General features: G+C 40.7%; 11 protein-coding genes and 1 pseudogene. 6 read left to right on the top strand and 6 right to left on the bottom strand.

Going from position 1 to position 12827, the window contains the following annotated elements:
* Positions 1-42: 42 nt before the first annotated feature.
* Positions 43-690: a class I SAM-dependent methyltransferase gene (locus I8752_RS20220; protein WP_214434085.1), complete on the bottom strand. Its 648-nt coding sequence runs from the start codon at positions 688-690 to the stop codon at positions 43-45.
* Between the two features lie 136 nt (positions 691-826).
* On the opposite strand from I8752_RS20220, the gene I8752_RS20215 reads away from it, so the two are divergent.
* The 6 genes from I8752_RS20215 (at position 827) to I8752_RS20190 (ending at position 8424) form a co-directional block, all read left to right on the top strand.
* Positions 827-2443: an ArnT family glycosyltransferase gene (locus I8752_RS20215; protein ID WP_214434084.1), complete on the top strand. Its 1617-nt coding sequence runs from the start codon at positions 827-829 to the stop codon at positions 2441-2443.
* Positions 2444-2512: 69 nt separating this feature from the next.
* Complete coding sequence (locus tag I8752_RS20210) at positions 2513-2980, top strand: MarR family winged helix-turn-helix transcriptional regulator (RefSeq protein ID WP_214434083.1); 468 nt, start codon at positions 2513-2515, stop codon at positions 2978-2980.
* A 183-nt stretch (positions 2981-3163) separates the two neighbouring features.
* Complete coding sequence (locus I8752_RS20205) at positions 3164-3589, top strand: hypothetical protein (RefSeq protein WP_214434082.1); 426 nt, start codon at positions 3164-3166, stop codon at positions 3587-3589.
* Positions 3590-3750: 161 nt separating this feature from the next.
* The gene (locus tag I8752_RS20200; protein WP_214434081.1) at positions 3751-5247 is read left to right on the top strand and encodes an HlyD family secretion protein; all 1497 of its coding nucleotides are present in this window, start codon (positions 3751-3753) and stop codon (positions 5245-5247) included.
* Between the two features lie 240 nt (positions 5248-5487).
* Complete coding sequence (locus I8752_RS20195) at positions 5488-6762, top strand: MFS transporter (RefSeq protein WP_214434080.1); 1275 nt, start codon at positions 5488-5490, stop codon at positions 6760-6762.
* A gap of 69 nt (positions 6763-6831) precedes the next feature.
* Positions 6832-8424: a DHA2 family efflux MFS transporter permease subunit gene (locus tag I8752_RS20190; RefSeq protein ID WP_214434079.1), complete on the top strand. Its 1593-nt coding sequence runs from the start codon at positions 6832-6834 to the stop codon at positions 8422-8424.
* A 121-nt stretch (positions 8425-8545) separates the two neighbouring features.
* Here I8752_RS20190 and I8752_RS20185 read toward each other — a convergent pair whose 3' ends face one another.
* From I8752_RS20185 to holA, 5 genes and pseudogenes are all read right to left on the bottom strand, one after another.
* Positions 8546-9148, bottom strand: coding sequence for a hypothetical protein (locus I8752_RS20185; RefSeq protein WP_214434078.1), 603 nt, complete (start codon positions 9146-9148; stop codon positions 8546-8548).
* 41 nt (positions 9149-9189) lie between these two features.
* Positions 9190-9949: pseudogene (locus I8752_RS20180) on the bottom strand (Uma2 family endonuclease).
* A 123-nt stretch (positions 9950-10072) separates the two neighbouring features.
* A complete protein-coding gene (locus tag I8752_RS20175; protein WP_214434077.1) occupies positions 10073-10750 on the bottom strand; it encodes a tetratricopeptide repeat protein in 678 nt (225 codons plus the stop codon).
* 454 nt (positions 10751-11204) lie between these two features.
* Positions 11205-11678, bottom strand: a complete 474-nt coding sequence (locus I8752_RS20170) for a DUF4168 domain-containing protein (RefSeq protein ID WP_214434076.1) — start codon at positions 11676-11678, stop codon at positions 11205-11207.
* A 104-nt stretch (positions 11679-11782) separates the two neighbouring features.
* Positions 11783-12775, bottom strand: a complete 993-nt coding sequence (gene holA / locus I8752_RS20165; RefSeq protein ID WP_214434075.1) for a DNA polymerase III subunit delta — start codon at positions 12773-12775, stop codon at positions 11783-11785.
* Between the last annotated feature and the right edge of the window lie 52 nt (positions 12776-12827).

Raw genomic sequence — 12827 nt, 5'->3', positions numbered from 1 at the left:
GCTCCCCCTACTCCCCCTACTCCCTCATCTTCCCCAGCTCCCCTACCTTTCTTTGTAAGCTACCACGGCATAAAATGGATCTCCTCCAGGCGCACCCAACCACTGTAAAATATTCGGGGCTGTTGACTTTCGGGCAATGATTTCTGGGGTAGTAAATCCTGGTACTGAGGCAAAGTAGCTTTTAACTAATTCCACTCTTGCTGCTTCCGAAGCTTCCCGCCAAGCTTGAATTGCTTTTTCAAAAAACATGCGGTTGGAAAAGCTGATAATTGCAACACCACCGGGTTTGAGGATGCGATGAATTTCCGAAAAAACTGCCTCTGGATATTGGATGTACTGCACTGAAACGCAATTGAGAACGGCATCAAAATCTCCATCTGGTAGTGGTAGTTGCGGATTTCCGTTGAGATTTTGCACAAAGTAACGATCTAAGCGAGGATTGCGTGCCAACTCTTCAGCATTGAGTCCGTGTCCCTCTACATGGGCAAACTGCATTTCTTCTGGTAAATGCGAAACCCAACTGCTCATCATATCAAGGATGCGTGTATTGGGTTGGAGTCGTTCTCTGTATAAATCTGTTAGCTGTTGAATAAATCCCTCATCAACATGGGTGACAAAACGAGGATAAGCATAAAACAGTTTGTCGTCTGTATCATCTAATTTTTGGCGTTGATTCGGTCTTAGCATCATAAATCTCGGTTTTGGTGAAATTTTTTACAAAGTTGTCGCCATTTCAGGTATTATTTGGGACAAGCACTTTTTAATATATTTTAATAAAAAATACATAAATCATTCCACATAGCAGCATTCAATAACTATTAATTCAATGTTGTATAGACTACACTCTTTGCAGCCTATCTGGCGACAAATCCGCTTTGCCAGAATATTTCCCTATGTAAGTTTGTTACTTTGGCTACTTCCATTATTACTATTCAGTTCTGGACAGAATAGCTTAATGGCACACGATGAAGGGCTTTATGCTTGGCGATCGCGTCGGATGTTTGACTCTGGTGATTGGATTGCTCCTTGGGGGAATGTCCATCATAAAACGCCTGGCCCTTATTGGTTAATTGCTATTGCTTATAAGCTATTCGGTGTGAGCGAATTTAGCGTGCGAATTCCTAGCGCGATCGCTGGCATTTTGGCATTATTATTGGTATATGAAATTGGCCAAATTATTCTGAGTAAAAAATTAGCTTGGCTAGCTGCGGCAATTTTAAGTGTAGAGTTTCTTTGGTTACAATATTGCCGATTAGGTACACCTGATGTACCGATGATTTTTTTAGTACTTTTAGCTATTTGGTCTTTATTAAAAGCAGAATTACATCCTCAGTATCGCTATATTTGGAGTTTGATTGCTGGTATAAGTTTGGGTTTGGGCTTCTTAGTCAGAAGCTTTATGATTTTTGTGCCAATTATCGCTTTATTACCTTATTTAATCGGCGAACATCGCCGTCATCGTCATCTTGCTAACCCTCTTTTGTATTTAGGGTTTGTTGTCGGTTTAATTCCTACCTTCAGTTGGTTGTGGTTGAATTGGCTGCGCTACGGAAACGGTAGTTTTGAAGAATTATTCCGGTTTGTTGTACGGCAAAATTCTGAACCTCGTTATCCATCTAGCATACTGTTCTATGTCTGGAATATTCCTGTAAATTCTTTCCCTTGGGCTTTTTTCGGACTTTTAGGTTTATTTTTAGGATTTCGTCGCCATGTTCCTCGCTACCATTTATTATTAGTTGGCTTTCCGCTTGTAATGTTTGTCGAACTGAGTCTTTTTTCAACTCGTCTGGGCCACTATAGTCTTGGATTGTACCCCTTTATCGCAATGCTGGCCGCAGTTGGTTTGGACTGGTTGGGTAGAATTTACCAGTTAGGATTAACAAAGCAAAATATTGCCCGAAATCTGAGTTATGCCTGCGGTGTTTTAGGTATTTTACTTTTGTTAGCAGCTGTAGTTATTTTTGCCTGGGATGATGCAGATATCAGTAAGTTTGCAATCGTCAGCTTGATTGTTGGTTTAGGCTGGTTAATTTTGCCTTTGATATGGATTGCTCGTTACCACTTTAATCTCAAGTTTCTCACAGCTCGTTACTGGCTAGCTGGTTGGTTGATTCCCTGTTGGCTAGCTTTGGCTGTAGCTGGTCATTTAGGTTTGTTAAGCGACTACAATCCTTTATATAAAGCTTTTTTTCAACAAAAAGCGATCGCCTCAATTCTCCAAACTCATCCTGTCTATTTTGTGGAAGTTGGTGGAAAAAACTCTGTATTGCTCAACTTCTACACCCCAATTCATGGCAAACAGCTAGATACGGTTTCCCAAGTGCCAGCTTTCAGCTATGCTTGGATCGAGACGAAACAGATTCCTCGATTCTCCAGGTCTTACCGCATTCTCGGTACGGTGCAAAACTACCAGTTAATTCAAGTTCTTCCTCAAGGTAGATAGACAAAACTGTTGTTAAACAGGTATATCTAGCTTATAATTAATAGTACGCACACGAAGTATTTTTTGAAAATGGTTGCTCAATCCAATTATTCTCCAACTTTAGAGTCGTGGCAGCAAAATTTAGCACCACACAATCTGGGCTACCGAATTAAATTGCTATCACAACTAATCAGTCGCAAGTTTACTGAGAGATTAGAACCGTTTGGATTGACACCATTTCACTGGTTGGTATTATGCTGCTTGTGGCAAGAAGATGGTTTACCTACTTCTAGTATTGGGGACAAACTCCAGCAAGTGGGAGGAACTTTAACGGGCGTACTAGACCGTATGGAAGAACGGGGCTTGGTGCGTCGAGAACGCGACTCTCACGATCGCCGCATCTGGCGCATATGGCTCACAGATGCAGGCAAAGAATTAGAATCGGTATTGCCCCCAATCGCAGCTGAAGTACGCGATCGCGCCATGGAAGGCATTCCCTTTGCTGACCGCGAACTCTTTTCTCAAATGTTGAATCAGGCGATCGCTAACTTGTCTTAAGTGAGTGCTGAGTTCTGAGTGCTGAGTGCTGAGTTTTGAGTGCTGAGTGCTGAGTTCTGAGTGCTGAGTGCTGAGTGCTGAGTAAAAGAAGATTTTTATCCTGGGTTTTAAACTTTACCATAAACCCGCCAAGGGCGGGAAGGCAGGAGGCAGAGGGCAGGAGGCAGAAGGTAAACCCCTCCCATGAAGGAGCAGGGCTGTTTCATTCGTTCAGATAACGATTTTGTCAAGAGTATCAGCCAAAAATTTGAGGTAGTTGGTAATTGCAAAATTACTGCTTTAACCACTAAATTTAAGTGCGATCGCTTGGTTTTCGACCCAATTAGATTATTCAACGACCTGATTTTTTTAGCTGATACGCTTGTAAATAAAGGTCTTTTAGGGAATGAAACAGCCCTGCATGAAGGAGAGAGGTTTGATAATGGACGCATCTTTTCTCATACTGCGCATCTCGAAAAGAATATTCCTATTTTTTCGCCTACAAGGGGGAGCCACTGCGGTGGACGGGTTTCCCGGCATATAGCAAGTGGCATCGAGGTTTGTACCCTTTCTTCCTTCAGCATAGCTGCCTCCTGCCTCCTGCCTTTCTTCTATCAAAAACTGCCTTGAGACAGTCTTATAATCACCCTACTGGGTGAGGTATTGTTAAGTTTTTTTTACGATAATACTAAGTGTACAAAATAAATGACAAGTAAATACATGTAAGTGAATATTACGTACCCGAAATAAACTTTTATTTTTTAAATCATGTGGCAAGGGAGCTAACAATCATGAGTGCTAACAGTCTTAATGGACGCAAACGCAACACAATAGTTTTAGAAAAAGAACTGATTACCGATCCAGATACTTTAGAAGCTGTTACTCCAGAGACATCTGCAAAGGTAGAAGCGCCGATTGTGACTCCAGAAGCGCCTGAAACCGATGTACATCAGGAGCCAGAAGCAGAGAAAAAGGTTACGCCAAAGAAGAAAAAACCGATTGCCTTGATTGCAGCAGTAGCGGGTGTAGGTGCGATCGTCGCAGGTACTTTTGGTTATCGCTACTGGCAATATGCTTCTACTCATCAGCAAACAGACAATGCCACAGTTGCGGGTAACGTTCACCAAGTTAGTAGCCGGATTCCCGGAACAATCGATAAAGTATTGGTAAATGATAACCAGCTAGTACAACCGGGACAGCTTTTAGTAGAACTAGATCCACGAGACTATCAAAGTAAGGTACAACAGGCAATTGCTGCTCTAGCAAATGCTCGCGGTCAGGCGCAAGCAGCACAAGCAAATATTGCCTTAGCTTCAGAAACAACCACTGGTAAGACAACTCAGGCACAGGGGGATGTGAACAGTGCCGTAGCTGCCATTTCCACAGCACAAGCAGCAGTCAGAGAAGCCCAAGCAGGTATTCCCGCCGCCCAAGCTCAAGTCAAGCAAGCCCAAGCAGGTATTCCCGCCGCCCAAGCCCAAGTAGCGCAAGCAGATGCCAATTTGCAAAAAGCACAAGCAGATTACAATCGCTACAATCAGCTGTATCAACAAGGTGCAATTGCTCGTCAGCAGTTGGATACAGCCAGAGCAGCTTATGATGTGGCTGTCGCTCAAAAGAATGCCGCTGTTCAAGGAGTACAGCAAGCACAAGCTCAGTTAGCCTCTGCCAATGTTGGTGTAGCTAAAGCCCAATCTGTACTAGCCCAAGCCCAAGAAGGAGTAACCAGCGCTCAAGCTAAACTGGCAGCATCTAGAGGTGGATTGCAACAAGCTACCGCTGGCGGACAAGATACTACAGCAAAACGCAGTCAGTACGAAGCGGCAAAAGCGGCGATCGCGCAAGCAGAAGCATCGCTCAAAGATGCTCAGTTACAACTTTCCTACACTAATGTTACCGCTCCCAGTGCCGGACGCGTAGGTAATAAAAACGTGGAAATTGGCAACCGAGTACAAGCAGGAACACCATTAATGGCGATCGTCGATGACGAGAAATGGGTAGTTGCGAACTTTAAAGAAACCCAATTAGAAAACATGAAGCCAGGAGAACCAGTAGAAATCAAGCTGGATGCTTTTCCCCATCACACTTTTAGCGGTCGTGTTGACAGTATTTCGCCAGCTTCCGGCGCTCAGTTTGCACTATTGCCACCAGATAACGCCACGGGTAACTTTACCAAAATCGTACAGCGCATCCCAGTAAAAATTCTTTTAGACCAAAAGAGCATTCAAGGATATGAATCGCGGATTACTCCTGGGATGTCTGCGGAAGTTGCTGTGGAAGTCAAGTAGCACCAAATTGACTGTTCTAGCTTTTCACGATATGTGGACGCATGAACGAGGGTGTGGGGTGTAGTCCGGCTTTCTTGTTTTCACTACACCCTACACCCTACCCCCAGCCTTAACGAGGGTTTGAGGATTTCCCGTGAAAAGTCAGAATTAATATGACATCTCTCTCCACCTACGGAGAGGGGTTTTTAGTTGAAGTCGGATGATATCTATAAAAGCATATTGGTATAAAGTAAACCTTGTATGACTAGCGAAGGCACTCAGAAAACGCAATTACTACCAGCATTAAGGTCAAAAAACTACCGCCTATTTTTTGCCGGACAAGGTATTTCCCTAATTGGGACGTGGATGACACAACTTGCAACGATTTGGCTAGTTTATAGCTTAACCAACTCCCCTTTAATGTTGGGTGTTGTTGGATTTACCAGTCAAATTCCTAGCTTCTTTTTAGCGCCCTTCGGCGGAGTTTTTGTAGATCGCTTTTCTCGCTATCGTACTTTAATCGGTACGCAAATAATGGCGATGATTCAGTCGTTAGCATTGGCAGTATTGGCGCTAACTGGTGTAATTCAAATTTGGCACATCATCGCTTTAAGTTTGTTTCAAGGATTTATTAACGCCTTAGATGCACCAGCACGCCAAGCATTTGTGCCAGAACTCGTTGAACGCAGAGAAGATTTAGCCAATGCGATCGCCATCAACTCAACTATGATTAACGGTGCGCGACTAATTGGCCCGGCGATCGGAGGCTTACTAATTGCCAGAGTTGGAGCTGCCTACTGTTTCTTAATAGATGGTTTAAGCTACATTGCCGTCATTGCTGCTTTATTGGCGATGAAAGTTAAACCTTGGAGATTTTCAGTTGCTAGGGGTAATCCTTTACAGCAAGTCCGAGAAGGTTTCGTGTATGCCTTTAGCTTTCCACCAATTCGAGCCATCTTATTGCTATCAACTTTAGTCAGTTTGATGGGATTGCAAAATACTATTCTCGTTCCAATTTTTGCAGAAGATATCCTCAAGGGTGGAGCCGAAACTTTAGGATTTTTGATGGCCGCATCAGGAGTGGGAGCATTATCAGGTGGAATTTATTTAGCAACGCGACAAACAATATTAGGAGTTGGTAAACTAATTGCTTTAGCTCCAACAATTTTAGGAGTCGGTCTAATTGGCTTTTCTTTATCTAAGTTTTTACCGCTTTCTTTGTTCGCAATGCTCTTTGTTGGCTTAGGCACAATTCTGCAAATCGCTTCTAGTAACACATTTTTACAAACAATTGTTGAAGAAGACAAGCGTGGCAGATTGATGAGCTTATATACAATGTCATTTTTAGGTATGATCCCATTAGGTAATTTAATGGGAGGTGTCGTAGCTAGTCATATTGGTGCTGCTAATACATTAATTATTGATGGTATTGCTTGTATTATAGGTTCTGTGATTTTTTACAGACAACTACCTGCTTTAACTAAAATAGTCCTTCCCATCTACGAGCAAAAGGGAATAGTAAAAAGTGTAAGATAAATAATCATAGATAACTCTGATTATTATTGATTTAATTTTTCTAAAAATTAAAATTGCTGGAGCAATACAATGGCTGATAATGCAATTCATCAGCAGGGGAAAAATCCTACTGAACCATCAACTGGCGTACCCTTAAGAACCTGGATTGGTGTATTAGCTAGTATGCTCGGTGCATTTATGGCAGTACTAGATATTCAAATAACCAATTCTTCATTACAAGATATTCAAGCAAGTTTAGGAGCAACTTTAGAAGAAGGTTCTTGGATTTCTACTGCCTATCTCGTAGCAGAAATTATAGTAATACCTTTAACAGGATGGTTGTCGCGGGTGTTTTCTCTGCGACTTTACTTATTAGTTAACACTGTCTTATTTATCTTTTTTTCTATATGCTGCGCTTGGGCATGGAATCTCAATGCTATGATTGTTTTTCGTGCTTTACAAGGCTTTTGTGGCGGAGTTTTAATTCCCTCTGCTATGACAATAGTACTGACAACTTTGCCTCCAGCTCAACAATCAGTTGGACTAGCCGCATTTGCTATTAGCGCAGTTTTTGCACCATCTATCGGCCCGACTTTAGGAGGTTGGTTAACAGAAAACTTTGGTTGGGAGTACAGCTTTTATATTAATGTCATACCAGGAATTTTTATGCTATCTGGTGTTTGGTACGGCATTAAGCAAGAACGACCCCAAATTAATTTACTAAAACAGGGTGACTGGTGGGGAATTATTTCAATGGCGATTGGCTTAGGTTCCCTGCAAGTTGTCTTAGAAGAAGGTAGCCGCAAAGATTGGTTTGGTTCAGCTTTGATTGTGCGCTTAAGTGTAATAGCAGTAATTTTTCTCGCAATATTTTTCTTTATAGAATTAACTCGCAAACAACCATTTATTAATTTGCGACTTGTACTTAAACGTAATTTTGGTTTAGCCAGTATTGTGAATGTCTCACTAGGGGTAGGATTATACGGTTCGATTTATATTTTACCGTTATATCTTGCCCAAATTCAAAAATACAATGCATTGCAAATCGGTGAAGTACTAATTTGGGCAGGCATTCCCCAACTATTTATTATTCCTTTCCTTCCCAAAATAATGCAACGCATTGATGTGCGTTTTATGGTTGCGATCGGCGTGACTTTATTTGCCGTAAGTGCATTTATGAACTCTAGCATGACTTACGAAACGGGGTTAGATCAATTGCGGTGGTCGCAACTTGTGCGAGCAATGGGACAACCGTTGATTATGGTTCCATTGACTTCTATCGCCACTGCTGGGTTGAGTCCGAAAGAAGCAGGTTCGGCAAGTGGTTTATTTAATATGATGCGGAATATGGGCGGTTCTATAGGAATTGCATCTTTAGCAACTTTATTAACTAATAGAGAGCAGTTTCATTCAAATAGATTGGGTGAAGGAGTATCTCTATTTGACCCACAAACTCAACAGCGAATTGACCAAATGACACAGTATTTTGTCAGTCGAGGAGCAGATTTGAGTACAGCTAATGACCAAGCTATTAAAGCCATAGATAATATTGTTCGTCGCGAAGCTTATGTAATGGCTTTTAATGATTGTTTCTATTTTATTGGAATTGCTTTATTACTCAGTGGGCTTGCTATATTATTCTTCAAAAAAGTGAAAGCGACGGGTGGTGCTGTTGCTCATTAAATTTGCTTTTTTAGTTAAAATATTTGATAAAACCACTAAGACATTGAGACACTAAGATGGTCATTAGCCAAAGTGGACGCTATGTATCCCCGGAAGAATATTTAGAAGCTGAGAAAGTTAGTCACATCTTATAATTTAATGCCAGATTATTTTGCGTCCACTTTTGAAACTCATCTTTATACTTTGTTTCTGTAATTAATTTTTCAATAATTGATTGAGATTCATGAGTAGCGATCGCACCACGAAATTCAGCTATTTTCTGGGAAATATCCGTGCTTTTAGCTAGTTTTCCTTCTGCAAAAATCAACTCATACACTTCTTGGAACTTGTAAGCTGGATGATGTCCTAAATGAACATACATTTCCCCGATAAAGTCTTTACCCAGTAATAATCCTCCACTAAAATAAATAAGTTTATTTATTTCTTCATAGACCACAGAAGAGTCGTAGTTATTATATTTTGGATTGATATCAAATAATCTTAAACCTTTCCCATACTTAGCAGTTAATCTATCTTTTAATTTCAACCCAATATTTAGCTGTTTTAAGTAAAGATATTCTTCAAATACTTTATAAATACAAACGTAGCCTCGGTAACAAGCTGTTGAAAAACTAGTAGGAGAAATTCCATCTTGCTGAGGATTGTATAATCCACTGCCATTAATAGCCGTAATGCTAAATTCTTGCTCTTGATAAAAAACTCGATCGCTAATTTGAGCAGTCATGCTGCTATATCCATAATAAAGACTGCTAAAGCATTATTACCCTAATCTAACATTGCTGGATCGATTCCTAAAGCATTGAGTTGTTCGGTAGAGAGCGATCGCAACTTCTCTACAATTCTCTCTCGTTTTTCTCGCTCAACGTCAGCGCGTTCGTAACCTGTTAACAGTAAATTTCCTTGTGTATCCCACCACCGCAACCAAGGTAACTCTGCATTTTGATACAATCCTTCCCAAATTCCTAACTCTACCCATAAAGGAGCAATTGGATAATGTCCTCGGTCATTGGGTGGCATCAGTTCATAAGTATTATCAATTAAGTGATATACCTCAACCTGTGCTTTTGCTACTTCATAAATACCGTAATAAGGAACTCGAATTGCTTGCTCGTAAACCCAAAACTTACCAACATTCCCATCTTCACCTTGAGAAGGCGGTGTTTTATCGCGTTCTTCTGAACCATCTCCAGACACAAATTCCAGCACAATCAAAGGTGCGACATACTCCTTCCACAGCACATAAGAACGCCGCATTTTACCATCAAGAGTCGGCGGTACATTACGGTACATAAAACCAATCAGGTGCTTCAGCGCCCTTCTCTAAAGGGTCAGTCAATCGCCAGTAGATACCAGAATCTTGTCCAATACAATATTGACCATCAGGGTGGCGTTGTTCGAGAAGAGGTTTAATAGAATCTGTAATTAAAATGCTTTGGGGATGCTCCAGAAAATTCTCCACAAATTTACCATCTGAGTCTGGTAACTGAGTGTGGTCAGGTAAAGTTAATGCCGATAGGGAACTCATAGGCTTTAACCAGGGATCTATCTAAAGCTTAATTCTAATCGTTTACCCCATTAATTTTTCTTTTCATTTGAAAAGGCAGCTATAATTTTTTTGCAGCCAAGCTAATACATTTCGATTTTATAATTATGAAACGCTAGGATCGTCTAAAGTTTTCATCTGTTGTAAAATCTGTTGGACTTGGTAAACTTTTTCATTTCTACTTTGGGCTTTGAAGATATTTAAAGCTTTTTCTAAAGTAGCTTTCGCCTCATCGCGTTTATTTGTTTGCCACAATGCTTGTCCTAAATTAGTTAGCGCATCGCCATAATCGGGATTAATTTCTAAAGATTTCCTATATTCAGTAATCGCTTCTTGCCAGCGATCTTGGCTAGCGTAAACAACACCGATCGCATTGTAAGCTAGAGCATATTTTGAGTTCAAGCGAATCGCTTCTTGGTAGGAACTAATTGCTGCTTCTGGTTTGCTTTGACGAAACAGCACGTTTCCTAACTGAAAATGTCCAAAAGCATCTTTTGGGAACTTTTTCAGGAATTTGCGGAGGTTTTCTTCTGCACCTTTGTAATCTCTTTGATTGTACAAAGCATTGGCTTCTTGCAAAAGCCGCGATCGCTCTGGTGTATCTGAACCTGAAAACTGTGCTATCTTCTGTGATTGTTGTACTGACTGTTCGGACACATGCAAAGAAACTTTTCCATTAACTGCTAACGCTAATGGTGATATGACAATTGTAGTTATCATACCCAGTATCATGCTGCTCAGAGGTTGAACAAATACCGATTTCAGTTGGCTATTCAGCTTCATCGTCCTCAATGCCCTAATAACATCCTAATTCTTATGATAAGGTGAGGATGCTTTAGTAAGTATATAACGCATCAAATAGTGTTTCAAAATTATGACTACAGATGCATTTGGTTTGTATCTTTTCGTAGTCCCATTCAAAGCGTACCTATCGTGCGTGTCATTAAAAATTTAGTCAAAATGTCAGCTTGGGATTAGGAGTAAGAGAACGTCTAACGGGTTGTGCTTTGCAACACAAAAACATTTTACAAACGTACCTTTGCATCTAAGCTGACGCAAAGCTTACTTCTCAATAAACGCAATGGCTGGCAAAAATAAATTATAAATTACCTCAAAGCATGTTCTATTGCTACGCATCTATGCAATAGATAAAATATTGTAATAAATAACTATTCTTTTCCATAAAATTTACTCAAGGAAAATGTATAAACTTTCTTCAATTTTCTTACAATCTTATCTATTGAGAGTCAGGATTTTGCAAACGGATTAATGTATTATATACTTGTCGTTTTAAATTATTGTTATTTTGGATCTCTACAGTAATGCCGTTGAAACGATCGATGCTTAGACCATTATCTTCGACTATTTTTTGCGAGCGATTACAGTAATTGACTGCGATATCTCTAGCCTTGCGTGGCAGATTATTCATACTGTTGGGGTCGTTACAAACAATTTTGGGAACTTCTTGATTACCAACCAGTTGCTTAATTTCTTCAAAAGCTTGTTGACGTGATGGCTCCATTGCTAACACTGCTTGAGCGTAACTAGTGATTTCAGTATTGTTAATTGGGGGACTTTGAGCGTCAGCTTTGGAATGAAAAGTTAAAGTGCCGACGATTAAACTACTAGTAGTCAAAGCACCGAAAAATAATGTTCGAGAAAGCATAGTTGGCAGACTATTTCGGAAAATTAAATCAGAAATTTTCTTCATAACGTTTGCGACACAGAACTACAGTAGAGATTTGTTAAAGACTTTGAATTATTTTAAGAGCGAGAAGTTCCAGAAGACCCCTATGGAGGAAAATTTTAATTGGATTACGAGTTTTGTCGGCATACTTGACACAGTTCTATCACTTTTGTTTGCAGCACTGACATTTCTGTGGCTCCTTGTTTCAGACTCACTTCTAACTCCAGTAGCAAGGGTAAGCAAGAGATTAGCTGCTGTACAGAAAGAAATTTTACTTCTTGCTGTAAAAAATAGACACGCTTGGGATTACCGATTTCAGCAGCTTGGGCGATCGCCTGTGGATTCCGTTCGCCACCTTCCATAACAATTTTGACCCATAACCAAGTGCGAAATTGGCCAATGAGAGTAGCGACAATCCGTAACCCAGGTTCGGAAGCATTCATGAGATCGGCCAAAATATTTAAAGCTTTAGCCGTATCTCCTGTTCTAATGGCTGCTGATAATTGTAAACTATTTTGTGTAGTATTTCTTACTAATTTACTAACTGTTTCTACGTCTAGAGGTTTATGGCTGCCTGCTGTATAGAGACGTAGTTTCTCTATCTCGTTATAGAGTAGGCGTGTATCATTACCTACAGCTTCTGCCAACATTTGGGCAGTCTTGGGAGTCAGTTTTAATCCTACAGTTTGAGCAGCTTGATTGACAGCTTGAACTAGCAATTCTGTCTTCCAGGGTGGGATAAGAGGAAATTCGCGGAATTCACTGGCGAATTGTTTCAATAATTTTGTAGATTTTAGGCGTTCGTCGGGTTTATTACGGGTGGTGAGCAATAAAAATGAGTTTTCTGGAATGACTGGTAGAGTTCTTGTAAGTTCTGCTAATACGTTGTCAGAACAATGCTGGCATAGAGTAGTATTGCTTAACCACACCAAACGGCCACCAGCTCCAAAAGTTGGTGTCAAGACTTGATTTAACGCCTGGATTGCAGCGTCAGCTAAATCGGGAGAGAATAAAGTATAGTTAAAACTTATCCATAGGGGATCGAGGACGCGATCGCGCAAAGAAGCGATCGCTTGTTCCATAGCAAAATCATCCTCACCCCAGTAAACATAGATTGGCATAGCGAACCTCCTGTAGAGATGGAGAGCAGGGGAGCAGGGGAGGCAGGGGAGG

Origin of the sequence: Dendronalium phyllosphericum CENA369 (genome assembly GCF_016056275.1) — a bacterium.
GTDB lineage: Bacteria > Cyanobacteriota > Cyanobacteriia > Cyanobacteriales > Nostocaceae > Dendronalium > Dendronalium phyllosphericum.
This window is presented reverse-complemented; position numbering and strand designations above follow the sequence as displayed.

What these genes read in the sequence shown, in the direction of transcription:
- I8752_RS20220 (WP_214434085.1), bottom strand. Translation starts at nt 690, where the DNA reads ATGATGCTAAGACCGAATCAACGCCAAAAATTAGATGATACAGACGAC.
- I8752_RS20215 (WP_214434084.1), top strand. Translation starts at nt 827, where the DNA reads ATGTTGTATAGACTACACTCTTTGCAGCCTATCTGGCGACAAATCCGC.
- I8752_RS20210 (WP_214434083.1), top strand. Translation starts at nt 2,513, where the DNA reads ATGGTTGCTCAATCCAATTATTCTCCAACTTTAGAGTCGTGGCAGCAA.
- I8752_RS20205 (WP_214434082.1), top strand. Translation starts at nt 3,164, where the DNA reads ATGAAGGAGCAGGGCTGTTTCATTCGTTCAGATAACGATTTTGTCAAG.
- I8752_RS20200 (WP_214434081.1), top strand. Translation starts at nt 3,751, where the DNA reads ATGAGTGCTAACAGTCTTAATGGACGCAAACGCAACACAATAGTTTTA.
- I8752_RS20195 (WP_214434080.1), top strand. Translation starts at nt 5,488, where the DNA reads ATGACTAGCGAAGGCACTCAGAAAACGCAATTACTACCAGCATTAAGG.
- I8752_RS20190 (WP_214434079.1), top strand. Translation starts at nt 6,832, where the DNA reads ATGGCTGATAATGCAATTCATCAGCAGGGGAAAAATCCTACTGAACCA.
- I8752_RS20185 (WP_214434078.1), bottom strand. Translation starts at nt 9,148, where the DNA reads ATGACTGCTCAAATTAGCGATCGAGTTTTTTATCAAGAGCAAGAATTT.
- I8752_RS20175 (WP_214434077.1), bottom strand. Translation starts at nt 10,750, where the DNA reads ATGAAGCTGAATAGCCAACTGAAATCGGTATTTGTTCAACCTCTGAGC.
- I8752_RS20170 (WP_214434076.1), bottom strand. Translation starts at nt 11,678, where the DNA reads ATGAAGAAAATTTCTGATTTAATTTTCCGAAATAGTCTGCCAACTATG.
- holA (WP_214434075.1), bottom strand. Translation starts at nt 12,775, where the DNA reads ATGCCAATCTATGTTTACTGGGGTGAGGATGATTTTGCTATGGAACAA.